The 25,015-nt window shown below is 48.5% G+C and carries 20 protein-coding genes and 1 tRNA gene; 14 read left to right on the forward strand and 7 right to left on the reverse strand.

What is annotated here, in order from left to right; all coding sequences use genetic code 11:
* Positions 1-184: 184 nt before the first annotated feature.
* Together ABC765_RS05320 and ABC765_RS05325 are read right to left on the reverse strand one after the other, a co-directional pair.
* Entirely contained in the window at positions 185-4,417 is a 4,233-nt protein-coding gene (locus ABC765_RS05320) for a putative mucin/carbohydrate-binding domain-containing protein (protein ID WP_347980876.1), read from the reverse strand.
* A 250-nt stretch (positions 4,418-4,667) separates the two neighbouring features.
* Positions 4,668-4,740: transfer RNA gene (locus ABC765_RS05325), tRNA-Asn, on the reverse strand.
* A gap of 448 nt (positions 4,741-5,188) precedes the next feature.
* On the opposite strand from ABC765_RS05325, the gene ABC765_RS05330 reads away from it, so the two are divergent.
* On the forward strand, positions 5,189-6,070 hold the full coding sequence (locus tag ABC765_RS05330) for a 3-hydroxyacyl-CoA dehydrogenase (protein WP_045025363.1): 882 nt from the start codon (positions 5,189-5,191) through the stop codon (positions 6,068-6,070).
* 262 nt (positions 6,071-6,332) lie between these two features.
* On the forward strand, positions 6,333-7,340 hold the full coding sequence (locus ABC765_RS05335; protein ID WP_347980877.1) for an AraC family transcriptional regulator ligand-binding domain-containing protein: 1,008 nt from the start codon (positions 6,333-6,335) through the stop codon (positions 7,338-7,340).
* Here ABC765_RS05335 and ABC765_RS05340 read toward each other — a convergent pair.
* Positions 7,337-7,729, reverse strand: a complete 393-nt coding sequence (locus ABC765_RS05340) for an iron-sulfur cluster biosynthesis family protein (protein WP_347980878.1) — start codon at positions 7,727-7,729, stop codon at positions 7,337-7,339. The genes ABC765_RS05335 and ABC765_RS05340 overlap by 4 nt on opposite strands.
* Positions 7,730-7,847: 118 nt before the next feature.
* On the reverse strand, positions 7,848-8,147 hold the full coding sequence (locus tag ABC765_RS05345) for a hypothetical protein (RefSeq protein ID WP_347980879.1): 300 nt from the start codon (positions 8,145-8,147) through the stop codon (positions 7,848-7,850).
* Positions 8,148-8,675: 528 nt separating this feature from the next.
* Between ABC765_RS05345 and ABC765_RS05350 the strand changes: the two genes are divergently transcribed.
* The gene (locus ABC765_RS05350; protein WP_347980880.1) at positions 8,676-9,065 is read left to right on the forward strand and encodes a hypothetical protein; all 390 of its coding nucleotides are present in this window, start codon (positions 8,676-8,678) and stop codon (positions 9,063-9,065) included.
* Between the two features lie 82 nt (positions 9,066-9,147).
* Entirely contained in the window at positions 9,148-9,927 is a 780-nt protein-coding gene (locus tag ABC765_RS05355; protein WP_347980881.1) for an arginine deiminase family protein, read from the forward strand.
* Between the two features lie 108 nt (positions 9,928-10,035).
* Here the strand turns inward: ABC765_RS05355 and ABC765_RS05360 are convergent, their stop codons facing one another.
* Together ABC765_RS05360 and ABC765_RS05365 are read right to left on the reverse strand one after the other, a co-directional pair.
* Entirely contained in the window at positions 10,036-11,460 is a 1,425-nt protein-coding gene (locus ABC765_RS05360) for a PLP-dependent aminotransferase family protein (RefSeq protein WP_347980882.1), read from the reverse strand.
* A gap of 121 nt (positions 11,461-11,581) precedes the next feature.
* Positions 11,582-12,625 carry an AAA family ATPase gene (locus tag ABC765_RS05365; RefSeq protein ID WP_347980883.1) on the reverse strand — a complete coding sequence of 348 codons (1,044 nt, stop codon included), beginning with the start codon at positions 12,623-12,625 and terminating at the stop codon, positions 11,582-11,584.
* 586 nt (positions 12,626-13,211) lie between these two features.
* Here ABC765_RS05365 and ABC765_RS05370 point away from each other — a divergent pair.
* Positions 13,212-14,759 (forward strand): YfcC family protein, encoded by a 1,548-nt coding sequence (locus tag ABC765_RS05370; RefSeq protein ID WP_347980884.1) that lies wholly within the window; start codon positions 13,212-13,214, stop codon positions 14,757-14,759.
* Positions 14,760-14,887: 128 nt separating this feature from the next.
* The gene (locus ABC765_RS05375) at positions 14,888-15,751 is read left to right on the forward strand and encodes a YitT family protein (RefSeq protein WP_347953182.1); all 864 of its coding nucleotides are present in this window, start codon (positions 14,888-14,890) and stop codon (positions 15,749-15,751) included.
* Positions 15,752-15,923: 172 nt separating this feature from the next.
* Here ABC765_RS05375 and ABC765_RS05380 read toward each other — a convergent pair whose 3' ends face one another.
* Positions 15,924-17,036 carry a glycerol dehydrogenase gene (locus tag ABC765_RS05380; protein WP_347980885.1) on the reverse strand — a complete coding sequence of 371 codons (1,113 nt, stop codon included), beginning with the start codon at positions 17,034-17,036 and terminating at the stop codon, positions 15,924-15,926.
* Positions 17,037-17,308: 272 nt separating this feature from the next.
* On the opposite strand from ABC765_RS05380, the gene ABC765_RS05385 reads away from it, so the two are divergent.
* The 8 genes from ABC765_RS05385 to ABC765_RS05420 all read left to right on the forward strand — a co-directional run bounded on the left by ABC765_RS05385 (position 17,309) and on the right by ABC765_RS05420 (position 24,989).
* Entirely contained in the window at positions 17,309-18,667 is a 1,359-nt protein-coding gene (locus tag ABC765_RS05385; protein ID WP_347980886.1) for a glucose-6-phosphate isomerase, read from the forward strand.
* Positions 18,668-18,680: 13 nt separating this feature from the next.
* A complete protein-coding gene (locus ABC765_RS05390; RefSeq protein ID WP_347980887.1) occupies positions 18,681-19,559 on the forward strand; it encodes an ROK family protein in 879 nt (292 codons plus the stop codon).
* A gap of 103 nt (positions 19,560-19,662) precedes the next feature.
* Complete coding sequence (locus ABC765_RS05395) at positions 19,663-19,983, forward strand: PTS sugar transporter subunit IIB (protein WP_347963611.1); 321 nt, start codon at positions 19,663-19,665, stop codon at positions 19,981-19,983.
* Between the two features lie 2 nt (positions 19,984-19,985).
* Positions 19,986-20,321, forward strand: a complete 336-nt coding sequence (locus ABC765_RS05400; RefSeq protein WP_347953187.1) for a PTS lactose/cellobiose transporter subunit IIA — start codon at positions 19,986-19,988, stop codon at positions 20,319-20,321.
* Positions 20,322-20,500: 179 nt separating this feature from the next.
* Positions 20,501-21,865 carry a glycoside hydrolase family 1 protein gene (locus ABC765_RS05405; protein ID WP_347953993.1) on the forward strand — a complete coding sequence of 455 codons (1,365 nt, stop codon included), beginning with the start codon at positions 20,501-20,503 and terminating at the stop codon, positions 21,863-21,865.
* On the forward strand, positions 21,865-23,319 hold the full coding sequence (locus tag ABC765_RS05410; protein ID WP_347980888.1) for a PTS sugar transporter subunit IIC: 1,455 nt from the start codon (positions 21,865-21,867) through the stop codon (positions 23,317-23,319). The genes ABC765_RS05405 and ABC765_RS05410 overlap by 1 nt, the downstream gene beginning before the upstream one ends.
* Positions 23,320-23,355: 36 nt before the next feature.
* Positions 23,356-24,255, forward strand: coding sequence for an ROK family protein (locus ABC765_RS05415; protein WP_347980889.1), 900 nt, complete (start codon positions 23,356-23,358; stop codon positions 24,253-24,255).
* Positions 24,256-24,275: 20 nt separating this feature from the next.
* On the forward strand, positions 24,276-24,989 hold the full coding sequence (locus ABC765_RS05420) for a GntR family transcriptional regulator (RefSeq protein WP_347980890.1): 714 nt from the start codon (positions 24,276-24,278) through the stop codon (positions 24,987-24,989).
* Positions 24,990-25,015 lie beyond the last annotated feature (26 nt).

The following is a 25,015-nucleotide window of genomic DNA, read 5'->3' on the forward strand; positions in this document are numbered from 1 at the left end:
TGTTTCCCAAGGGACAAAAAAGGGACAAAATGGGAAAATATTTGATACTGTATGACGCTATTTGAAGATTCTAGCAGAATGAAAAGCCTATAGAATAAGGTAAATGAGTATAATTTAAAGAAAGACTATACAAAGCTTTAAAAATATCAATAAATACTCATATCGGGTTGAATTATTAATGTTTTTAATCCCGTTTCAATCGTTTGCCACCAATTCCCAGCATGGCGGCTAAAGCAGAAAGCCCTAAACCAAGCAAAGCCGAATTTTTATTGCCAGTTTGTGGCAGCTGCTGATTAGCGGTGGCTTGGTTAGCTGGCTGGTTTGAGGTGCTGGCGGCAGATATTTGATCAATAGCAACGATCGGGTTAGTTGAATTGTCGGTAATGACCAATGGGGATGGCGTATCAGCGGCTGAACTGCTGGAATTAGGCACACTTGGCTTGTCAGCGGTCGAACCGTTTGAATCAGCCGGGGTATCGCCAGGGAGAGCAGCACTTTGCGAACCGGAATCGCTCGATGTATTGGACCCAGGATCAGCAGGTGTATTGGCTGAACTGTTGGAATCAGGCACGCTTGGCTTATCAGCGGTCGAACCGTTTGAATCAGCCGGGGTATCGCCAGGGAGAGCGGCACTTTGCGAACCGGAATCGCTCGGTGTATTAGACCCAGGATCAGCAGGCGTATCAGCGGCTGAACTGCTGGAATCAGGCACGCTTGGCTTGTCAGCGGTCGAACCGTTTGAATCAGCCGGGGTATCGCCAGGGAGAGCGGCACTTTGCGAACCAGAATCGCTCGGTGTATTGGACCCAGGATCAGCAGGCGTATCGGCTGAACTGCTGGAATCAGGCACACTTGGCGTATCAGCGGTCGAATTGTTTGAATCAGCCGGGGTATCGCCAGGGAGAGCAGCACTTTGCGAACCGGAATCGCTCGGTGTATTGGACCCAGGATCAGCAGGCGTATCAGATGCCTTCACCGCGGTCTTTAAATGTATAGTGTAGGTAATCGGCAGCTTATTAAAGATCAGTAAGCCGTCCGCCGGCAGATTGCTTCCGACCAGTTCATAGTTTTCTGGAATGCTGATCGTGTAGGACTGCGTAGTACCGATATCACCAGTTAAGGTTTGGCTGGCAACTAGAGTCTCGTTTTGATCGTCAGCAACATAATTGATTGTAATTTGAGTCTTAACTGCTTCAACCGTGACGATTGTCGTGACCGGTTCACTGAGTGCACCATCGCTGTCGGTAACGGTATAGGTAATGGAGTAGGTACCAGGCGTATTGACGTCCACCGTGCCGGCTACGTTGGCAGCAGTCAGCGTAATCGTACCATCATCAGCATCGGTTGCCGTAACGTCTGCCAACGGGTCAAACGTGCTCCCCTGCTTGATCGTGACCTTAGCTGGAGCGGTGATGATTGGTTGGGAATTGGTGCCAGCCAGCCGCAGATGCAGATTCTTGGTAACCTCATAGACGAACTTGCGCGAATTGCTGCCCTTAAGACTTTCCGGCGCGACCAGCTGCATGCCGTCATGAGTGTCAAACGTCAAGATATCGCCAGCATTAAGCTTGATTTCGGTCGTACCGGCAGTTTCAGCAACGTTGCCATAGAAGATCTTTTGGTAGGTTTGATTGCCATTGGCGTCAGTCACCGTCACCGTAACGTAGGTATTGGCGCCATAGTTGGTATTCGGCTGGCGATTGGTAAAGGTTGCCAAAAGCGTGCCGTCGTTATTCAAATAGCGGTAGGAGGCAAATGAGCCGCCGTAGCCATTAAACTCCCATTGATCGATCTGGCTGGCCGCGCGCTCCAAAAGCTGCTCGTTGGCGTTTTTGATCGTCTCGTTTTGCAGGTCGTCAAGCATGCTGCGTGCATTGTTGATCAGCTCAACCGTGGCAGTATCGGCCAGCTTTTGATAGGTATCATCGGTAAACAGACTGGCAATGCTTGGCAGAATCTGGCTGGATGATGCAACGGCTTCATTGACCGTCGCATCTTCTTTAACGTAGAGGTACTGATCAGTCAGCTTGACGTTTGGATTGTCAGTAGTCAGTGTATAGATTCCATTGGCCAGCGTTCCCAGATCAACCGTACTTGAGGTGACTGGAATCGTCGCGATCGTCTGCGTACCGTTCATCAGCTTGATGGAAGAGCCAATCAGCTTGTCGGCATTGGTCAGATTTAAGACAATGTGGCTGGTCAGGCCGGTTTGTGCGAGCTGCTCATTGGTAATCAGCGCGACTTTAGACTTTAGAAAATCCTGATCCCAGCCCAGCTTTTGCATGACCGCCGTCAATTGATCGTCCGGCACGACTTGAGTAAGCATGGCTACGGCGGGGTAGTTCAATGAATTGAGCGCCGTTACGTCATCAACGCTTACGCCCATCGTCTCAAAGAAAGGCGTCACGTTAAGCTGATAGTGCTGAGCATAGACGCTGATCCAGTCCTTGCCAATCTGGTTGACCGTCTTTCCGGCAACGGCATTGGTGCGATGGTCAATGTTAAAGTACTCGAACGCGTCCGTGCCTTTTAGGTTGTAGGCTAGATTCATCCACAGTACGAGACGTTCTCGATAGCCAAGATCCGCCCAGCTCTGTTTTTTGGTCAGGACTGAATCCACCACGCTTTGCACGATGCTGTCTTTGGAAGTCCCGAAGATCCAGCTGCCAGTAGTGAAGTTGCTGTTGAATTGACTTTGATAAAGCGTACCGTAAATATTGTTGAATGAGTCGATGATGTACATATCACTGGCTGGGACTTCATAGCCGTGACCGATTTCATGCAGCGGCAGCCAGTTGATCGTCAGATAAGAAGCAATCGAGCTGCTGTTGGCGGCCGTGTAGTTGACCGACCAGTAGGCAGCACCGATTCCATCTTGATCGGCAAAGGCAAAATAGCGTCCCTTGACCGGCTGATCACGAACGGTATTGGTTGGGATGCCGGTCAGTTCATCATAAAGCTTGAAGACCTGATTGTCGTACTGATCAATCAGACTGTTCATATCGGTATTTTTAACCGTTTTGATATCTTGATAAGGAATCAGAATCTCAATGTTGTTGGCATCCATCAAGGCAAAAGCGGCTTTGCTCTGGTCCCATTGCTTTAAGACGGCAGCCTGGTCACTGTCAGCGGTAAAGACGGGCAGTTCCTTGGCTGTTCCGGAAACTAGCTCGTATTCCAGCAGCGGTCCGGTCGTCTGCGCATTTTCAGGCGTACGCAGGAAAACTGCGGCATCGCCATTGGCCGTAATCTCGACCCAGTCGGTACCTACTGATTGAGTCACGATCTTTTTAGAAGAATTGCCAATCAGCTGAATTGAAACGCTGCCTGAGTAGCCGTTGTCAATGCGCCGAATCTTGATCGTAGCGCCATCCGACAGTACCATGCCTAGTGACTGCCGATCATGGTAGGTTCCCATATAGCGGCCTTCCTTGTTGGTCTGCGTAATGCTGGCATCAGGCGACAGTACGAAGCCTTGGTAGGTCATGGTCTGGCCAACGTTAATGCTGTTGGTGGTATTGGCAAGCAGTGCTTTAGCTTGATCCAGGCGTGCCTGCAGCAGTGCCCTTTGTTCGGTCGTTAAATCAGCCTGCTGGTTATCAAGCTGATTCTGCAGGGTCGCAACGTCGCTGGCTGATGCGCCAAAAGCCAGCGCGCCATTATCAATCAGCTGTTTGGTCTTGGCATCCAGATAGGCATAGTCGCTGATGTTTTTTAACGAAAGATTATTGGCCACGACAAAAACGAAGCGGCTCAAATCACCCAAAGCCGAGGTCTTCATCGTGGCGTCGTCATTGGTGGTGTAGCGCGTCTTGGCTTCTGCATGCTCAATGCTTAAGATATCGCCGGCCTGAAGCTGCAGCGTTTGCTTGAATCGATAGCTCTGATCGCCGATAAAGGTTTGATCAAAAAGCGTTTCTGAGCCGCGGCTGACCGTAATGCGAGCATATTGAGCATTTGGAAAGTAGCTGTGCGGCTGACCGCTGGCATTGATCGATAATTCACCGGCTGGCTGGGCAGTCTGATCAGCATTGTAGTAATCGACTTGAGCAAAAGTGTAGTTTCCAAGTCCCTTTAACGTCCAGCTGGCATCGGACTGGGTTACGTTGCCGGTATCCGGTGTCGTGACCTCAGTCAAGACGTCGGCTGAGGAACTGGTGCTCTGCTCGCTGGCGGCTGACGAGGTAGAGTCGCTGAGGCTAGCGGCATCATCGGCGACCGCGCTGCTTGCGGCGTTCGTTTGTGCGGTGCTGTTTAAGACAACGGTATTGCTGACGGTTGTGCTCACGGCGGCAGCTGCCGTATTTTCAGCAGTGTCAGCCTTGATTTCATGATCGTTGAAAATCAGGCTGGTGGTTGCCGTTAGAAGCGCAAAACTGGACAGCATTATGTATTTTGGCAATCTTGGTGTCTGCATTGAAGTTTTCCCCTTATATTAAAATACTGAATTTTGAATGCGGCACTGATCATTAAGAAAAGCCTAATGAATCCCGCATTGATTATACATTACAAAAGGGGCCGATTCCCAACGAAATGGCTGAAACCAAGAAGTTGCATCAGAAGAATACTAAAAGAACACTTAGTTGGCTAATAATTATTTACCGCCCGCTGCTGATGGTTAATACAAAAAAACAGCAACGTCGCTTCAGACGCTGCTGTTTTGATTACTCCGGCAGTCAGACTCGAACTGACGACAACCTGATTAACAGTCAGGTGCTCTACCAACTGAGCTATGCCGGAATGACTTAACAAATAAGTACTTAATTATATTAACACATAATTTAGAAAATGCCAGTAAAAATCAGAAAAAAGTCAAAATTTTTTTAAAAGGCTAATTAAATCCGACTAACCAGCACTGTTAGCATTGTTTGGCAGTGCAGCAACAGCAAGCATTTCTGCTGACAGGCACCACCAATATCAAGGATGCTAAACACATCGCATGACTAAAGCAGGCGCTATCATACTAGGTACCTAGGATAAAAACCGGATCATAGAACTGCAGGTCGGTATCAGCATCAAAAACAATTATTCTTCACAAACTTTGTTAAACTTGAATTGTTAGTAAAAAGTCAACAATGTCAATCGATAATCAACATCCAGTATCGTTTGAAACGCTTTCAAAAATTCACAAGTGGGTTTATAATAAAAATACATTTTGAACTATCAAAAGAAGGCGAGGTTGTTAATTATGTCAATTAAAAACGTAACGATTGCCGGTGCCGGAACGCTGGGCAGTCAGATTGCCTATCAAAGTGCGCTGTGCGGCTATCAGGTTCGCATCTGGAATCCGCATCCAGAACGGGCCGAAAAACGAATTGCGGCGCTGCGGCCATTTTATAAGCATGACCTAAAGCTGACCGATGAACAGTTTGATGCCGGTTTGAAAAATATCGTTTCGATTACCAATGATTGGGAAACGTCATTTAAGGATGCCGATCTGGTAATTGAAGCCGTACCAGAAAATCTGGACATGAAAAAGGATTTCTACGCACAGCTCTGCTCGGTCCTGCCAAAAGAAGCAATCATTGCCAGCAATTCATCGACCTACGTGCCAAGTCAGCTGGTCCAACTGGTCGATCGGCCGGAAAAGTTCCTGCATCTGCACTTTGCCAACCATATCTGGGTCTTCAATACGGCTGAGATCGTTGGCAATGCCAAGACCGATCCCGCAGTAATTCAAGAAGTCGTGGCTTTTGCCAAGGGAATCAAGATGCTGCCGATCGTTTTGAAAAAAGAACAGCACGGCTACATCATGAACGCGCTGTCCGTACCATTCTTAAACGCAGCGCTGGGCCTTTGGGGAAAGGGCGTGGCTGACCCGATCACGATTGACAAGGACTGGATGAATTCAACCGGTTCGCCAATGGGACCATTTATGTCAATGGACGTGATTGGGCTGCGGACGGTTTGGGCAATTTTCAGTTCTCATGCTGATACGCCAGAGCAAAAAGCAATCGCCGACAAGCTGAAGGCCATGATCGATGCCGGTCACTATGGCGTCGAGGCCGGTGAAGGATTTTATACCTACCCGCACCCGGCTTATGAGGATCCCAACTTCTTAAAAGAATAAATCTGTAAAAAACAGCGCGATACCAGGCCTTTTAAAGCTTGATGCCGCGCTGTTTTAATTAATTCTAGCCGGAAATCCCGTGACTTTAGTCGATGGCGGCTGACGCGGGGCTCTGATTGGCAAGTGGGTGGCAGCTGTCAGGAGATTTTATCAAAAGTGGCATGAATTGATAAATAGATGACGTGTTTCGATGTTTATTATGGCAGGATAGGCGTGTATCATATAGTCATTCACTAAACGTTAAGCAAAGGCGGAGATTTAAATGAACTATTTTTTGATTGACGGCCGCTATGACGATCTCTTGCGGCACTATGGCTTGGATCCTCAGGCTGTTTTGCGCCAGGCAGAGCTGCCGGCAGACACTTTGAATCATGACCCGATCAGCATGAAAGAGGAACAGTACTATCGCTTTATGCAGGCGATTGATGAATTAAAGACAACGGATGATCTGGCAGTAAAGATGGCGACGGCAGACCAGATTGAGACTTTTTCACCGCCGATTTTTGCCGCCTACTGCAGTCATAATGGCGAACAGTGCATTAAAAGGCTGGCTGAATATAAAAAATTGATCGGTCCGATGACTTATCAGATCACGTCATCAGCCGATCAAGTTACGGTTGAGCTGCTGCCTGGGGATGCCAGCTTAAAGATTCCCGCGTTTTTGGCGGTCGCGGAATGGGCCTTTTTAATCGGTCTTTTAAGGCGTGCGACAAAGCAGGAAGTAACGCCGGTCAAAGTGGTCTTAAACTCCGCTAAAGCTGATCCTGCCTTAGCTGCGTTGGCAGGAATCAAGCTTGAATCAGGCAGCACCAATCAGATCAGTTTTTCCAAAGCAGACCTGCAGCGGCCGTTTATCAGCTACAATGCGGCGATGTGGAACTATTTTGAGCCAGAGCTGACCAAACGCCTGGCCGACCTTGAAATTGATGACTCCGCCTCGGCCCGGGTGCGCAGTGCTTTAGCTGAACTGCTGCCGAGCGGTGAAACGACGATTGATGACGTTGCCCGTGAGCTGGGAATCTCCAAGCGAACTCTGCAGCGCAAGCTCAAAGAAGAAAAGACGACTTTTCAAAAACAGCTTAACAGTACGCGAGAAAACTTAGCCGTGCATTATTTAAGCAACACCGACATTACCACGAACGAGATCGCGTTTCTGCTTGGCTATCAGGAACTGAACTCATTTTTAAGAGCCTTTTCGCTGTGGACCGGCAAAACCGTCTCAGAGTATCGCCGTCAGCACCAGGATCAGCCGAAAGCAAATCGCGGCTAGCAGTCGTGGGCACCATTAAATGCTGATTCAGTACGAAAGCCTTCCTGCAGATCCAAAAACTCCAGGTTGTCCGTCATCGTGCGCTGCTCACTGACCAAAGGCATCGTGAAATAAGTTTGATTGAAGCGGACCTCCATTTTCTCATCCAGCTGCGGCGCCGTGTAGTCCTTATACCAGACTGGTCCCAGATTTGAGGAAAGCTGGGCGTTAAAATCAGGCAGCTTGGCGTCTTTTCTTACAATGATCAGCTTGAAATTGGCATCCAAAGAGCAGTTGCCCAGTTTTGAAAACGGTCCGACGCCATCGTCAAAATCCAGAATCAGTTTGGAATCAGGCTGCAGGTATTTTTGCAGTCGCTGCTGAGCTTGAGGGGTAAAGGTAAGTTTCATGATTAGAACCTCGCTTTTGATTTTTTATCAGTTTATACTTATTTTTAGTAAGTGTAAATTCTAATGCTCAGCGGCAGTTAAAAAGTCCCCGTCCCAAAATAATGGAACGAGGACTTTTTTAAAACGAGCTGCGAATCGTAATCAAGATCGTGGTCATTAATGCCAGAATCATAAAGCCTTCTGAAAAAACGTTGGCCAACAGCGCGCAGGTACAATTGATAAAAAACAGTCCCAAGCTGGCAGCGAAGGCCACGAATCCCATCGTGAGCAGTGCCCGCTCATGATTGACCAGTTTTTGACAGTGTTTTAGACTGCGGGCAGGCAGCTGGCGCCGGACAAAAAAGATAATGGTACTGGCTAAGACAAGTGTCGCGATGCAAAGGACGTAAGACAAAAGAATAGTAGATGGCGACTTCATTTAAAAATAGGTCTGCGCCACGCCTGAGCATGGTGGTCCTTTCCTTGAAAGATTTGCCGCTATCTTAGCAGAAAATGCCTTAAACCACAAATTTGAAGAAATCATGAAGTTCGGATCTGGTAAAGACAACTGACCGATAATTAGCGGAATTGACAAAAAAATAATGGTCAACTAGGGCAAAATGACGGTTGGCAAGGGTTGTTGACGGGAATAAATAGACAGTACCGAGCTGAAAAAACAATGATATCTGAAAAAAACTTCATAAGTAAATTGATTGCTGAAACGAAAAGCGGCTGGGGCAGTTGATAATAAAATAGTCCATTTTTAAATGACTTAGCCAGAAACGCTCATTATCTAAAACTTGGATGCGGATCCAAAAATATCAGCCGCAGCTGGCTTGACTAAAGAAATCAAAATTGAATTTGCACAACGCGTTTGCTTATGATATTTTCGTGAAAACTCGCCAACTGGCTGCAATTGATCTGACAGCGACGTTTGTTCAGCAGGTGGCAGTAAAAGAGGGATATCGTGAGTAAGCGTCAATTTAGGCTGATTAATTCAATCAGTCATCGTTATTTGACTATTGATGACCATATCTTAAGAACAGTTGATCAAGAACAGGCCCTGATCGTCAGCGAGGCAGTTGGGCGGCAGCTGTTAAAAAAGATCAATCGGATTGCTGAGGCTTTGGCACAGGCCAATGGGACGACTTTTAACGAATATCGGCTGGAAGAAGCACCGCTGGCCACGATCAGACTGAGCAGCGAGGATCTGGATGCCTTGATCGAAACGGCTCAGCTGCTGGGCTGCTCTTATGAAAAAGCGGCGACTCGAATCAAGCATCAAAAAATCAAGCAGGCTGATCAAATGGCGATGCATCAGTATTATGGCCTGTCAATTCCGCATAAGATTCGGTAGCAAATAGACTTGAAAGCGTTTCTTTGAGAAGATATACTTGGCTTACCGAACGCATTGCATTATTTGGAAAGAAGGAATGATCATGCTATTTGATAAGGCAATTGTCAGAACGCCAGGCAAGTCAGTCGTGGATGGAATTGACGACTATGCTGATGCTGGCAAGCCAAGCTATGAAAAAGCAGTGGCTGAACACCATGCCTATGTTGAGCTGCTCAAAAAGCTGGGGATCGCGGTCACGGTTCTCGAGCCTTTAGAGCAGTTTCCAGACTCATGTTTCGTTGAGGATCCGGCCGTTGTCTTTGATGATTTTGCGGTCGTTACCAATCCAGCCCGCAGTACGCGACAAAAAGAACGTGAATTCATCCGCCCAGTCCTTGATCAGTTCTTTGAGCATGACCGGATTTTTGAGATTACCGCTCCAGGAACTCTGGAAGGCGGGGATGTCATGCCAGTTGATGATGATCTGATCTACGTGGGGCTTTCGGCACGGACCAATCAAGCCGGTATTGATCAGTTTGCCAAGATTGCGGCTCGCTTTGGCAAGACGGTCAAGGCGGTGCCAGTTGAACAGGTTCTGCACCTAAAGACTGGGACGACCTATCTGGGAGACAACAAGCTGCTGGTGGCCGGCGAATATATCGACAGTCCCTACTTTAAGGATTTTGATCAGCTTAAGGTTCCTGCCGGCGAGGACTACGCGGTCAACTGTATCAATACTGGCAATGGCGTGATGATGCCGGCCGGTTTTTCTGGCGTCCACCAGCTGTTGGCTGAGAACGGCTTTAAGGTTTACGAAACTGACATGTCGGAATTTGCCAAGATCGATGGGGGCCTGACCTGCCTATCACTGCGGTTTCGCTAACAGTTAAAGACAGCCGCGGTTCTCACCACGACGCCCGAGAATTTATTGACCTAAAAACAAAAACAGCGCGGGATCACAGATTCGGCGCTGTTTTATTTTTGAAGTGATTTATTGGGATACAAGTTCAGCCAGCCGCTTGATCCCCACGGCAATATCGGCTTCTTTAACTGGAGCCAAGGACAGGCGAATCCGGTTATGCGGGGCGGCATGAATATAGTAGCGGTCGCCGTTTTCTACCAGGACGCCTGCGTTTTGCGCGGCCGTGCAGAATTCAGCTGCCGTCATGGGCAGATTGAGCTGCAGCCAGAACCACACGGCACCATCAGCCGGCTGCCAGCTTAAACGATCACCAAATGATTCAGTCAAGAGTTTGCCGGCTGCCTGATACTGTTGATGATAGGCCAGTTTTAGGCTGGCAAGGTGCTTGCGCCAGAGTCGGTTTCGCAGGTAATAGTCAAAGATGCGCTGGGACAGTCCCGAAGTTGAGATGTCGGCAATCCGCTTAACGCCGGCAAAACTTTCGATCAGCCGAGTCGGCGATACCAGATAGCCCAGCCGCATCCCCGAGGCAAAAATCTGTGAAAGACTGCGGACATAGATGATGCGGTCGTCGGGATCGTTTTCTTTCATGGTGTGAAGCGTATTGCTGTCATAAGCTAAGCCAGAGCCATAATCATCTTCAATAATCCAAAAATCATAACGATGAGCCAGTCCAATGACGCGGGCTTTTTCCAAACGGCTCAGTGAGTTTGTAGTGGGGTTTTGCAGGTTGGGCATGAGATAGAGAATCTTGGGCTGGATAATTTTAAGCATTTTTTCCAGTTCGTCAATCAGCGTGCCATGATCAAAATTCAGACCGATTACTTTGGCGCCGCAAGCCTTAAAAGCATCCACGGCTCCTGGATAGGTGGGATTTTGAACCATCACGCAGTCGCCTTGTTGGATCAGCGCCCGCGCACAGATATCAATTGCCTGCTGTGATCCTGAGGTAATCTGAATATTTTGGGGCGTCGTTTTAATCCAGCGTTGGGCCAGTTCGACAGCCAGCGATTCGCGCAGAGGATAATAGCCCATCTCGTCTTCAATTACAAAAGCATGTCCGCCATCACGATCCAGGATGTGGTTAACCGCCTGCTTAAAGGCCGTCGTTGAGAAACGGTCGGGGTTGAGCGAGTAGCTGGCAAAGTCGATCAGCGGCTGATCAGAACGGTCAGCAGGAAAATGCGACAGATATGGAATCTGAGCTTGGCCGGGTAGTGAATCCGCCATGCCTTCCTGAACAAAGCTGCCAGAACCGCGCCGGCTGATGATATAGCCGTTTTTTTCCAGCTCGCGATAGGCACTGACGACTGTCCCAGGGTTGATTCCCAGTGCCTTAGCCAAAACCCGAACCGCCGGAAGACGCCGATCGGGAGCCAGCTGACCATTGACAATCCGGCTGCGCAGCGCATCATAAAGCTGAGCATAGAGCGGTTCTTTGGCCTGACGATTCAGTCTGATGTCGTTAGCCGCGCTTAATTGATCTGTATTCAATAAGAATCCTCTTTTCCGTGTCAATGCTAAATATAATGATTGCTTCAGCCCCGTCAAAAGTGTTCAGGGCCTGCCTGCTGCCTGGCCGGGCTGGATAGCGGAATTTGACATTAAACGCCGGTCAAGCAATGCGGGCCTCGTTTTTAATGGCAAATTCCCGAAAGTATGGCAGCGCAAATGCGACCTGGCCTGGCTGGGGATGACTGACGATCTGGTTTTCAATCAGATGCTGCAGGCAGACTGGGGCGGCTGTGCTGGTATCGTCAATCTGTTCTTTTAAAAAGCCTTCGTCAACGACGCTGTTGATCTCATGAGCCAGAATCTCGATTACCTCACGATCACCGGTTGTCAGTTCATCAATGATTGGCAGGTAGGCATTGCTGAATAGCTGTTGTTGATAGTCGGGCATGATTTTTTCAAATGCAGCCGGATTGATTTTTTTAGCGCCAGATTCCCACAGCAGCGAGCCAAGAATCTGGAACGCATAGGCATAGCCGCCAGTTGCAGCCGCTATGTTTGGCAGGATTTCGGGTTCAATGACGCGATGGGCCTTGGTAAAAATCTGCTGATATTGATTGGCCACCGTATCCAGATCAAGCATGGGCAAGGTCAGCCGCCTGCTTTTTTGAACCAGCATGGCAAAGTTGTCATCGCCTAAAAACTGCGGCATCCGGCTGGTGATTCCGGCCAGCACGACCATGATCGAATTGCCACGATTGCCCAGCTGCTGGCATAGCTGAAGCAGAGTGAGCAGTGATTCGGTTGGCTGATTAGCCTCATCAACGGTGATAAAAAGACGCTGCTGATACTTAGTAAGCGTTTCAACGTATTGAACGAACATCTCACTGGGAGTATCGTAGTCCAGCACGTCCAGCTCCTTGGTAATGGCGGCGCTGGCTTGATAATAGATTGCCCCGGCCAGCGTGCTTAAAAAATCGTCATCCAGTTCCAGATCAACCGTGATCCAGCCATCACGATCCAGCATTGCATCGCCAAGATCGTTTAAAAAAACGGTTTTACCGCAGCCACGCGGACCATCGATAAAGATCGAGCGAAATCCTCGCTGCAGCTGATCGGCTTGATCAAGCAGTTTTTGCTGCATGGCTGGCCGTTTGATACAGCTGGGCGAGATATTGCCAAAGCCGGGGTTAAATGGATTGATCATGCTTATCCCTCATTTCAACTGAAGTTTGCCTTTATTTTAGCGTGCCGGCCAGGTCAAGACAAGGTATGGCTGGGTTAATCAGCTGCAGATTGTCAAAGTCTAGAAGAGCGCATCTGTTTACGATCGGTTCGGATCAACAGACCGACTTTTGATATGCTCGCTCAATGATGCCTGCTGACTAACTTGATAACCTCCATGCATCAGCAGGATGATTTCTTGGCTGATGCTTTTTTAGCTGTTTGATCGGGCAGCATGGATCTTTAGCTCAGTGAAGTAAGCAGCAGTTAAAACAGCAGCCGTTTTTGATCAATTCTTTGAGTTTTTTTGAAGTTGAGCGAATCAATATCGAGAATGGGACAACGGAGCGATTGGCTTTAAGGTGTTTTAAAATGCGAAATAATTTCTTTGCTGAAGATTTTTGATTAAGCTTGAAGATTGTTGAAACAGCTTGGTATGCTCTAGATGTTTATTGAAATCGTTTACAAAGGAGCGTGATGAGATAATATCGACGCGACAGTGGAAAATTTATCTCAAAAACTGTCAAATCGAGCTGCTTGATAAAATTTATGTATTCGGGGGGATAAAAATGGACACAGCAGCAACGCCAAAAAAGAAAAAATTCAAATTGAAGATGCCGGGAGCATTTACGATCCTGTTTTTCCTGACTGTCATTTCCGTAATGCTCACCTGGTGCGTACCAGCTGGCAGCTATTCCAAACTGCAATATACTGGCGGACATCTTCAAGAAACGACTTCACTAGGCCAGAAAAAGACACTGCCGGCTACGCAGAAAACGCTGGATAAGCTGCACGTCAAGATCGACATTAAGCAGTTTACGTCGGGCGCCATCAGCAAGCCGGTTTCAATTCCCAATACCTATAAGCGCCTTAAGCAGCACCCAGCCAAGCTTTACACGATCTTCACCAGTATGGTTGAAGGAACGATGCAGGCAACTGATATTATGATTTTTATTTTTGTTCTGGGTGGCTTGATTGGCGTCGTTAAGGAGAGCGGGGCCTTTGAATCGGGGCTGATGTCCTTGACCAAGAAAACCAAGGGACATGAATTTATTCTGGTCTTCTTGGTTTCAGTTCTGTTGGTGCTTGGTGGTACGCTGTGTGGGATTGAAGAAGAGGCCGTGGCATTTTACCCGATTTTGGTACCGATCTTTATTGCCATGGGATATGACTCGATCGTCTGTGTCGGCGCCATCTTCCTTGCCAGCTCGGTAGGTACGACTTTCTCGACGATCAATCCATTCTCGGTCGTGATTGCTTCGAATGCCGCCGGAACCACGTTTACGCAGGGCCTGGCCGGACGGGTGATCGGACTGGTTGTAGCCACCGTTTGTCTGGTTGGCTATCTCTACTGGTACTCAAGCAAGGTTAAGGCTGACCCGGCATTCTCTTACTCATATGAAGACAAGCAGAAGTTTGACAACATGTGGTCAGTGGTTTCTGATGAAGAAAAGGACCTGACCTTTACCTTCAAGAAAAAGATTACGCTGACGATGTTTGCCTGCGCCTTTCCAATTATGATCTGGGGCGTAATGGCCAAGGGATGGGGCTTCCCACAGATGGCGTCATCATTCTTGGCAATTGCCATTACTTTGATGTTTATCAACTGCTTTGGCAAGGATGGCCTTGGCGAGACAGGGGTCGTTGATGCCTTTGTTAAAGGTTCTTCTGGCTTGGTCGGCGTTTCACTGATCATTGGTCTGGCACGGGGAATCAATCTGGTTTTGAACAATGGCTACATTTCCGATACGATTCTCTATGTTTCTTCAGAACTGGTCTCGCACATGAACGGGGTCTTCTTCATTTTAATGATGATGCTGATCTTCTTTGTGCTTGGCTTTATCGTGCCTTCATCATCTGGTCTGGCCGTATTGGCAATGCCGATCATGGCTCCATTGGCCGACACGGTGCACATTCCGCGCTACATTGTCGTAACTGCCTACCAATTCGGTCAGTACGCAATGCTTTTCTTGGCGCCAACCGGTCTGGTAATGGCAACCCTGCAGATGCTGGACATGAAGTACTCGCACTGGCTGCGGTTTGTCTGGCCAGTCGTTGTCTTCGTGCTGGTCTTTGGTGGTGCGCTGCTGGTTGCTGAGGTTTTGATTGCCGGCTGATTGATATAAGAATCTGCTTGAAAGAGTCTGGCGATTTCGTCAGGCTTTTTTGGTGCGCAGGTATTAAAACGGTCTAAAAAAAGTTAAAATAGCATTGTCGATATATTAACGAAATAGGGGAGGATGTTATGAGCAGTAACGCAAAAAAACGCGATCAAAAAATCCTGATTAAGATTGGCGTGGCTCTTTGCTATGGGGTGCTTTCGGCAATGGCCATCAACATGTTCTTGTCGCATGCCAATTCTTATTCATCAGGTCTGCTGGGGGTTTCGCAACTGCTGCAGGCGTTGTTTCTGCAAGGCGGCGTGCATGTCAGCATGAGTCTGTTGGTCGCGGTTTTGAATGTGCCGCTGTTTTTGTTTGCCTGGTATGAGTTTGGTTTTAGCTATATCTTATTTTCAATGCTGGCGGTTGGCTTTAACGTTGTCTTTTTGAAGTTTATTCCAACGGTCACCTTGGTAAACGATCCATTGACCAATACGATTATCGGTGCGGCAATCTTGGGGATCGGGATTGGGCTGTGTTTTAACCAGGGCTTTACGACTGGTGGTTCCGATATCGTTGTAACTTATTGTCAAAAAAAGCTGCACAAAAAAGTCGGGATGCTTAACAACCTGATCAATGGCGCGATCCTGGTGGTAACCGTCCTGTGCTTTGGGCCCAGCCGGATCGTCTACAGTCTGATCGGGATGCTGGTGACCAGTCTGATGATGGATCATACCTTCGTCCTGCAAGAAGACGTCTCGGTTACGATCTATACCAAGAAATCAGCTGCCGTCTCGGAACAGCTGCGCAATTTCGTGCACGGGGCAACGCTTTTGCATGGAACTGGCGTCTATACCAATGAACCCACTGATATTATTCTGGTATGTACGCCCAAGGCTCAGTTAAACGAGCTGCGCAAGATGGTTCATAACGTTGATCCGGACAGTTTTATCAGTATTTCACGAGCTGATGTCGAATTTGGCAACTATCAGCATTATTCGTTTTAGCGGCTGCTTGAATAGCCGTCCAAAAGTCAGCATGACGCGATAACTGCAGCGTGCTGACTGAATATTAAAAGTCCTTATCCCATTGTTGAAGTCATGGGATAAGGACTCAGCATAACTAAAAGCACCGTGCTTTGACTGATGTCGGCACGGTGCTTTTTGCATATCAAAAGACTTAATGGTGAGTGGCACTGTATTTGGCAATGCTGTAGGCGTCAACGCCGCGCATGGCATTAACGACGTCTCGCGGCGTAACCTCAAACGGCATGCGATTCATGGTGTCGTTTGGGGCGCAGGCTGCCTTGCCGACTTTCAGCAGGTTTGCTTCGCTTGGATCCTCGATTCCCAGCTCGACAAAGTTGGTTGGCAGATGCAGCTTCTTTAAGAAATGGAAGTATTTTTCGAAACGTTCGGTTGCCGCGCTCTCCAGCATCAATTGCGTCAGCAGACCGAATGCAACTTTTTCGCCATGCAGCCGCTCATGAACCGGACCATTCAAAACGCTAAGAGCATCATTAATGGCATGAGCCGCAGCCAGGCCCCCAGATTCGAAGCCAACACCGCTCATCAGCGTATTGGCTTCAACGATCCGGTCAAATGCTTTGGTGTCGGTATGGGCAATGGCAGCGGCATAAGCCTCGTCGCCATATGCAAACAGCGTGTTCTCACATTCCTGGGCAACTGCCAGGCCAACCAGCGTCTGGTGCTCGCCTAGCATGTTGAGTCCATGCGATTTTTTGACGGCCTGGGCTTCAATGTTGGTTGCCAAAGCGTCAGCCATGCCGCATGCCAAAAGCTTGGCTGGTGCCGTGGCGATGACTTTGGTATCAACCATGACCAGGTCGGGGTTCTGATTATAGAAACGATAATGGTCAAACTCGCCATTGTCTTGATAGATAACTGACAGCCGCGAACAAGGCGCATCAGTTGAGGCCACGGTCGGCAAAATAACGGTTTTGGCACTCAGATTGTCGGCGATGGCCTTGGCAGCGTCAATCGTCTTACCGCCCCCCAGACCGATCACCATTTCGACGTGGTTATCATGGCCGATTTTAGAGACGCGCTTGATCTCATTTTCGGATGATTCGCCATTGAACTGAACCTTGGTAACGGTAAAGTCGTTGTTGATCAAATAATCGCCAAACTCATTGCCAACGATGCGCAGTGAGGTAGGTCCAGCCAGCAGCAGGACCCGATTGCCAAGTCGTGCCAGATATTCAGCACTCTTAAACAAAACATCGCTTCCCTGAATATAGGAAGCAGGACTGCCAAACATGTTGAGACTCATTTTCATCAGCTCCCTTCAGATGCAAAAGCTTGCTTAGCTAAGTTAAATATACCATGAAAGCGATACCTCGGCAGGCAGATTTTAACAATTTAGTCAAAAAATATGACAATCTCGGCTTCAGTTGTCTGATAAGCTTTGCATACGATTTGCATTGTTTTGATTTGCTCAAATTATGCATAAAAATTACTGCAGGGGTTGAAACCGCATTCAAAAAGTTATAATATTTCTTTTGTAAAAACATATTTTTTATTTTTAAAAGAGAGGTTTTTAATATGAGTGATATTAAGTTTGACGCCAGTGCACTGAAGAAGTTCGTGCACGCAAACGAACTGGGCGAAATGCAGGCGATGGTCAACGCGGCCGACAGCGAGCTGCGCAACGGAACGGGGGCCGGTGCCGACTTCCGCGACTGGCTGCATCTGCCAACGGAATATGATCATGAGGAATTTGACCGCATCAAAAAGGCGGCGCAAAAGATTCAATCAGATTCAGAAGTCCTGGTCGTAATCGGGATCGGCGGCTCATACCTGGGTACGCGGATGGCCATTGACTTTCTGCACGACTCGTTCTACTACTCGCAAAAGCCAGCCGACCGCAAGTTCCCACTGGTTCTGTTTGCCGGCAACTCACTGAGCTCATCATACCTGCATGATCTGGTTCAGCTGATCGGCGACCGCGACTTCTCCGTCAACGTGGTTTCCAAGTCTGGTACGACCACGGAACCAGCCATTGCCTTCCGGATCTTCCGGGAGCTGCTGGTCAAAAAGTATGGCGAAGAAGGAGCCAACCAGCGGATCTACGCTACGACTGATGCCAAGCGCGGCGCTTTAAAGACTGAAGCTGACGATGCCGGCTGGGAAACGTTTGTAATTCCTGATGGCGTGGGCGGCCGCTACTCAGTCCTGAGTGCCGTTGGTCTGCTGCCAATCGCCGTTTCTGGAGCTGACATCGACCAATTGATGGCAGGGGCTGCTGACGCTGAAAAGTCGTACGCCAACCCAGATCTGACGCAAAACGAGGCCTACCAGTACGCGGCCTACCGCAACATTTTGTACCGCAAGGGCTTTACGACGGAGCTGCTGGAAAACTATGAGCCGAACATGACGATGTTTGCCGAATGGTGGAAGCAGCTGGCCGGTGAATCTGAAGGCAAGGATCAAAAGGGCATCTACCCATCCAGCGCCAACTTTACGACCGACCTGCACTCGCTTGGCCAATACATCCAAGAAGGCATGCGCAATCTGATGGAAACGGTCGTTAAATTGGATACGCCAAACCATGACGTCACGATTCCGGCAGCTGAAAACGATCTGGATGGCTTGGCCTACCTGCAGGGCAAGAACATGGACTGGGTCAACACCAAGGCCTACCAAGCCGTCGTGGCAGCGCACAATGCCGGTGGCGTACCAGTCATGACGGTGCACATTCCTCGCGAGGATGAATACACGCTGGGCAGTTTGATCTACTTCTTTGAGGTTGCCATGGGCATTTCCGGCTACTTAAACGGGATCAACCCATTCAACCAGCCAGGCGTTGAGGCCTACAAGACGAACATGTTTGGTCTGTTGGGCAAGCCAGGCTTTGAGGCAGTTGGCGATCAATTGCGGGCGCAAATGAAGGAAAACGATTAGGAGGACAAAATCTATGCTGTTAGGAAGCGTTGAGGCGGGCGGAACCAAATTCGTCTGTGCCGTTGGCGATGAGCATTGGACAATCAAAGACGTCATTCATTTTCCCACGACGACGCCAGAGGAAACATTGAGCAGGGTGGTCGATTATTTTAAAAGCTTTCCCGATCTGGCTGCTATTTCGCTGTCATCATTTGGACCAATTGAGCTGCGTCAGGATTCGCCTCATTATGGCTGGATCACGACAACCGGCAAGCCAGGGTGGCAGAATACCGATTTTTTAGGCATCATGAAAAAACACTTTAAGCTGCCGATCTATTGGACCACGGACGTCAATGGTTCCGCATATGGTGAGTACGTTTTGGCCCAAAAGCAGCATGAGGCAGTCGACTCACTGGTCTACTACACGGTTGGAACGGGGATTGGTGCCGGCGTTGTTGTTAATGGCCAGCTGCAGGGCGATAACGGCAACCCGGAAATGGGGCACGTATATGTAAAAAAACACCCTGCCGATGCTGAATTTGCAGGCATCTGTCCTTTTCATGGCGACTGTTTGGAAGGCCTTGCCAGCGGCCCGACTTTTGAGGCCCGCACCGGCAAAAAAGGTCCCGACATTCCATTGACGGATCCGGTCTGGGACGTTATGGCTTACTATGTGGCCCAGGCAGCCGTAAATGCCACGCTGACTCAGCGGCCGGATAAGGTGGTCTTTGGCGGCGGCGTTATCAGTGAGCCGTTTTTAAAGAAGGTTCGGCATGAATTTGTCGACCTGATCAATGGCTACGTTGAGCTGCCGGCATCACCAGAACGCTATTTGGTAATGCCGCTGGCTGCGCACAACGGTTCAGCGACGATTGGCAATTTTGCGCTGGCCCAGCAAATGCTTTCAAAATAAAAAACATATTTTTTAGAAAAAGGGTATACATTTTAGATAAAAGGTGTATATTATTTATGTAAGCGTTTTATAAGGATGGATTATCTTAGAGGAGGATATTGAGATGGCTGAAAAAACGATTATGCTTTGCTGCTCTGCTGGAATGAGTACCAGCATCCTGGTCAAGAAGATGCAGGAAGCAGCTCAAAAGGATGGAATTGACGTGGAGATCTTTGCCTGCCCAGCAGCTGAGGCCCGCGACAATCTGGAACAAAAGCAGATTGACTGCGTACTGCTTGGGCCCCAGGTTCGCTACATGCTGGCTGATTTCCAAAAGATGACGGCTGAAAAGAACGTTCCGGTTGATGTGATCGACATGGCCGCCTATGGCATGATGGATGGCGAAAAAGTACTGCAGCAGGCAAAAAAGGTTATCGAGGGTTAAAAATGACAGAAGAAGCAAAATCAGCAAACGAAATGGATCTTGAACAGACGATGGGCTTGATCGTCAATGCCGGCAACGCGCGGGCATTTGCCAAGGAAGCGGTTGATGCGGCACATAACGGCGACTTGAAGCTGGCCCACGAAAAGCTCGCAGCCGCTGACAAAGCCATCGTGGTTGCGCACAACTCGCAGACCAGCATGCTGACCAAAGAAGCCAATGGCGATCACGTTAAGCTGACGTTATTGGTCGTACATGCCCAGGATCATTTGATGACGGCAATTACTTTTATTGACCTGGCCAAGGAGCTGGTTGCCGTTTATGAAAAGATGGCTGAATAACAAGTTTTAACTACTGAACCGTTTGACAAATATCAACTTACAAATATCAACTAAAGGCGCTGCTGATATGATTGGTAGATTAGCTTCGCCTTTTAAAATTAGTTTTCTTTTTTAAAAAATATATTCTTTGCATTAATAATCGATATTTAAAGGAGGCGGTGGTTTTGCAACTACACCAGATGCCGAAAGATTTTTTCTGGGGCAATTCAGTTTCCAGCATGCAGACGGAAGGGGCATGGAATCTGGACGGCAAGAGTCGCTCGGTTTATGACGTTCGTCCGGCCACGGCAACTACGACTGACTGGCATGACGCGATTGATGAGTATCATCGCTATGAAGAAGATCTGGATCTAATGAAGGCGATGAACATGAACATGTATCGGATTCAGATCTCATGGTCACGGGTTATCAAAGATGGCGATGGTCAGCTGAATGAAAAAGGTCTGGCGTACTATGATCGTTTAGTTGATGCAATGCTTAAACGCAATATCGAACCAATGATCTGTCTGTATCATTTTGACATGCCGCTCAAGCTTGCTGAACAGGAGAACGGCTTTATGTCGCGCAGAGTCGTTGAGGCGTTCGTTGAATATGGCAAGCAGATGATTGATCATTTTGCTGATCGGGTAAAATACTGGATCGTCTTTAATGAGCATAATCTCTACTTTACCGATGAAGTCTTCAACATTTCGGGCTATACCAAAGGCGACCGTTCAATCAATGACATGTATCGGATTTTTCACCACACGATGCTGGCCTATGCACGCTTGAGCCATTATCTGCATGAAAAACATCCTGATCTGAAAATGGGCGGCATGATTGCTTATACGCCAGCTTATCCAGCCACTTCAAAGCCAATTGACGTCTATGAGGCGCGCAAGTCCAATGAGTTTTTAAATGAGAATCTGAACAAGCTCTACACGACTGGTCAATATTCAAATGAAGTCATGAGCTGGATCAAAAATCATGAAATTGACTATGACTGGCAGCCTGGCGATGAAGAAACACTGGCCAGCGTGCACACTGACTACCTTGCATTCAGCTACTATCGTTCAACGACGCTGAATGCTGACAAGGTACCGGCCGATGAGGCGCCCAATCGCTATCTTAACTATGGCTTTGAGAACAATCGCTTCTTGGCCAAGTCTGATTTTGACTGGGATATCGATCCACTGGGCTTTCGCAATATTATTACGCATACCTATAACTGCTATCATTTACCTGTCTTTCCAATTGAAAATGGGATTGGCTGTCGCGAAAGCTGGGATGGCGTTCACGAGATTCAAGATGACGTGCGGATCAGCTATCATCGTCAGCACATTCAGGCAATGAAAGACGCGATGTTTGAAGATGGCGCTGAGGTCTTAGGCTATCTGGGCTGGGGCTTGATCGATATTCCAAGCTCGCATGCCGACATGAACAAGCGCTACGGGGCAGTATACGTCAACCGGACCAATCATGATCTCAAGGACCTGCGCCGGGTACCAAAGAAATCATTCTACTGGTTCCAAAAGGTGTTTAAGAATAATGGAGATGAATTGTGATGGGAGAAGAACAAGCAAGCAAATCCAGTCGTATCAATAAGTTTGTCAATGAAAAGATTCTGCCGCCGGTAATGAAGTTCGTCAATACCAAAGGCGTTAAGGCAGTCCAGGATGGGATGGTCTATGCTCTGCCGTTTATCATCATTGGCTCGATTTTTCTGATCATGTCCAACTTCCCGCTGAAAGTCGTTTCAACGGCACTGCAAAACAGCGGCTGGGCAGCATTCTTTACGCAGGCCTACACAGCAACGTTTGGCATCATTTCAGTCTGGGCCGTGGTCGGGATTGCCTATGTCTACGTTAAAAACGAGGGCTTTGAACCATTGCCGGCCGCACTGACGGCTCTGTCGGCATTCTTTTTGCTGCAGTTCATGCAGGTCGACAGTCCGCTTAAGGCTGCCAAAGCCAGTGGAATCACCAACGCAGCCGGCAAGGTAGTCGTTTCGGGTCATGCTGTTGCCCAAAACCTCGATAAGCTGCCGCATGCAATGCAGAGCTTCATTATGTCGCCGGTTACGAACGTCTTTAACATTACGTGGCTGGGCGGCCAAGGGATGGTTGCCGCCATTATCATTGGTCTTTTGATTGGCTGGAGCTATTCAGCAATGATGCGGCGCGGCTGGGAGATCAAGCTGCCTGAACAGGTGCCATCAAGCGTTTCCAAGCAGTTCTCAGCTATGATTCCAGCCGGGGTTGATCTGACGGCCTGCATGCTGATCTTTGCCGGTTTTAAGGCATTTGGCAATACGGATCTGCTGCAGTGGATCTACAAGGTTTTGGAACTGCCAATGCAAGGCGTTTCCGATTCATGGGCCGGGGCAATCGTAATCGGCCTGGCCGTACCATTCTTCTGGTTCTTCGGCGTGCACGGTGGTCTGATCGTTGGTTCGATTGCCAGTGCCTTTCTGCTGCCGAACACGGCCGCCAATGCTGCTTTGTACCATGCGGGAAAGCTGACGCTGGCAAATGGCGCGCACATTATTACGAATGAGTTCTACAACAACTTCATCAATCTTACTGGATCTGGGATTACGATCGGTCTGGTCATCTTTACGGTTTTTGCCGCTAAGTCGCAGCAGATGAAGGCTATAGGGAAGATTGAACTGATACCAGCCATCTTCAACATCAACGAACCGTTCCTGTTTGGGCTGCCATTGGTCATGAATCCATTTTTGGCAATTCCTTTCTTCTTGACGCCGCTGATTGTAAGTCTTTCAACGTATGCGCTGATTGCTTTCCACATCCTGCCGCCTTTAAACGGGGTTGCTGCTCCATGGACGACACCGGCTGTCTTGTCCGGTTTCTTGATTGGCGGCTGGAAGATGGCGATCTGGCAGTTCCTGGTCCTGGTAATCTCGACTCTGCTCTACTTCCCATTTGCCAAGCGCTACGACAAGATTTTGCTGGAACGGGAACAAAAGAATGCTGCCGCTGAGGCAAAGACTGATAAATAGATCTGGATTTGATGGCAAAGAGAGGATTGAATTGAGATGGCAAAAGCAATTTTGGCAGTTGATATTGGCGGTACCAGCATCAAGTTTGCCAAGTGGACTGACAACCAATTGACCCAATTAGGCAGTGAGAGAACCCCTGATAATCTGGCGGCCTTCTATCAGCTGCTGGTTCAGAAAAAGGACCAGCTGGCAGCTCAGATGCAGGTAGTCGGCGTGGCAATCTCGTCGCCTGGTGCTGTCAATAAGAAAAGCGGCGTGATCGAAGGTATGAGCGCGGTTCCTTATCTGCACGGCTTTCCGATTGAACCTGAGCTGAAGAAGCGTCTGGCACTGCCGGTATCAATTGAAAACGATGCTAACTGTGCCGGTCTTGCTGAAAGCCTGATGGGAGCAGGACGTGATGCTGATACGATGATCTCGCTGGTAATCGGCAGTGGTGTCGGTGGCGCCGTTATAATTGATCACCATATCTGGCATGGTGCGCATCTTTTTGGCGGCGAGTTCGGCTATATGGTCATGAATCCAGAAGCTGGTGCCACGTTGAGCAATCTGGCCTCACCCGTCAACCAGGCCCGGCTGTTCAGCCAAAAAATCGGGCGTGACGTCAGTGGCAAGGAGATGTTTGAATTGGCGGAAAAAGGCGATTCATTGGCGCAAAAATACGTTGATCGAATCGTAACCGCTCTGGCTCAGGCTGCCTACAATTTACAAAACAGTTTGGATGTTGATAAAATTGTGTTGGGTGGAGCCGTTTCGGCAAATCCACATCTATTGCCGCTGATTGATGCCAAGATTGACATGATGCAGCAAAAGGTAGATGCGCCCGGACTGCATCCGAGCATCGTAGTTGGCAAATACCGCAACCAAGCCAACCAAATGGGTGCGGTGCTGGACTTTTGCCAATCGCGAAGTCTCGCAATCAACGAAATTAAATGATATTAGGTGGCATGATGAAGATGAAAAAGTATCAAACAGTAGCTGAAAAAATTAAAGAACGCATTATTGCTGGTCAATACAAGCCCCAATCGCTGCTCCCCAATCAAAGCGAGCTGGCCAAGGAGTTTGGCGTCAGCAAGATCACGATTAAAAATGCTCTTGATCGCTTGGCTCATGAAGGACTGGTCTATAAAAAGTCAGGGATGGGCACCTGTGTTTTAGGGATTGCGCCAATGCTCGGTCGGCATGATTCATCGGTTGACTCGATCAGTGGGCTGACCGCACAGCAGGGCAGTGAGCATGTTTCCAGCAAGGTGATCAAGTTTGACGTTGCTTTTCCATCTGAAGACATCTGCCAAAAACTAAACCTAAAATCCAATGACCCGGTTTATAAGATCATCAGACTGCGGCTGCTTGATAACGAGCCGTTCATTTTAGAGCATACCTATATGCCGGTCGGACTGGTACCCAACTTGTCCAAAGATGTCTTGGAGCATTCTGTCTACTCCTACATTCATCATGAATTGGGGATTCGATTTGGCGGCGCCTACCGTAAGATTCACGCTGCCAAGCCTGATGAGTACGATCTGAAATATCTGGGAGCTGCTCAGGATACGCCAATTCTAGAGGTTGAGCAGATTCTTTGGACGGTCAATGGCGGCAACATTGAATATTCAAGGGCCCGCAATCTTTATGATGCACGTTCTTATACCGTAGTCGAAATCAGTGATTAATAAAACTTTTGCTTGGGGGAAACAAA

Source organism: Limosilactobacillus sp. WILCCON 0051 (genome assembly GCF_039955095.1).
GTDB classification, from domain to species: domain Bacteria; phylum Bacillota; class Bacilli; order Lactobacillales; family Lactobacillaceae; genus Limosilactobacillus; species Limosilactobacillus allomucosae.

Bases quoted from the DNA above. Each gene is read 5' to 3' on its own strand.
- ABC765_RS05320 (WP_347980876.1), bottom strand. From the start codon at position 4,417: ATGCAGACACCAAGATTGCCAAAATACATAATGCTGTCCAGTTTTGCG.
- ABC765_RS05330 (WP_045025363.1), top strand. From the start codon at position 5,189: ATGTCAATTAAAAACGTAACGATTGCCGGTGCCGGAACGCTGGGCAGT.
- ABC765_RS05335 (WP_347980877.1), top strand. From the start codon at position 6,333: ATGAACTATTTTTTGATTGACGGCCGCTATGACGATCTCTTGCGGCAC.
- ABC765_RS05340 (WP_347980878.1), bottom strand. From the start codon at position 7,729: ATGAAACTTACCTTTACCCCTCAAGCTCAGCAGCGACTGCAAAAATAC.
- ABC765_RS05345 (WP_347980879.1), bottom strand. From the start codon at position 8,147: ATGAAGTCGCCATCTACTATTCTTTTGTCTTACGTCCTTTGCATCGCG.
- ABC765_RS05355 (WP_347980881.1), top strand. From the start codon at position 9,148: ATGCTATTTGATAAGGCAATTGTCAGAACGCCAGGCAAGTCAGTCGTG.
- ABC765_RS05365 (WP_347980883.1), bottom strand. From the start codon at position 12,625: ATGATCAATCCATTTAACCCCGGCTTTGGCAATATCTCGCCCAGCTGT.
- ABC765_RS05370 (WP_347980884.1), top strand. From the start codon at position 13,212: ATGGACACAGCAGCAACGCCAAAAAAGAAAAAATTCAAATTGAAGATG.
- ABC765_RS05375 (WP_347953182.1), top strand. From the start codon at position 14,888: ATGAGCAGTAACGCAAAAAAACGCGATCAAAAAATCCTGATTAAGATT.
- ABC765_RS05380 (WP_347980885.1), bottom strand. From the start codon at position 17,036: ATGAGTCTCAACATGTTTGGCAGTCCTGCTTCCTATATTCAGGGAAGC.
- ABC765_RS05385 (WP_347980886.1), top strand. From the start codon at position 17,309: ATGAGTGATATTAAGTTTGACGCCAGTGCACTGAAGAAGTTCGTGCAC.
- ABC765_RS05390 (WP_347980887.1), top strand. From the start codon at position 18,681: ATGCTGTTAGGAAGCGTTGAGGCGGGCGGAACCAAATTCGTCTGTGCC.
- ABC765_RS05395 (WP_347963611.1), top strand. From the start codon at position 19,663: ATGGCTGAAAAAACGATTATGCTTTGCTGCTCTGCTGGAATGAGTACC.
- ABC765_RS05400 (WP_347953187.1), top strand. From the start codon at position 19,986: ATGACAGAAGAAGCAAAATCAGCAAACGAAATGGATCTTGAACAGACG.
- ABC765_RS05405 (WP_347953993.1), top strand. From the start codon at position 20,501: ATGCCGAAAGATTTTTTCTGGGGCAATTCAGTTTCCAGCATGCAGACG.
- ABC765_RS05410 (WP_347980888.1), top strand. From the start codon at position 21,865: ATGGGAGAAGAACAAGCAAGCAAATCCAGTCGTATCAATAAGTTTGTC.
- ABC765_RS05415 (WP_347980889.1), top strand. From the start codon at position 23,356: ATGGCAAAAGCAATTTTGGCAGTTGATATTGGCGGTACCAGCATCAAG.
- ABC765_RS05420 (WP_347980890.1), top strand. From the start codon at position 24,276: ATGAAAAAGTATCAAACAGTAGCTGAAAAAATTAAAGAACGCATTATT.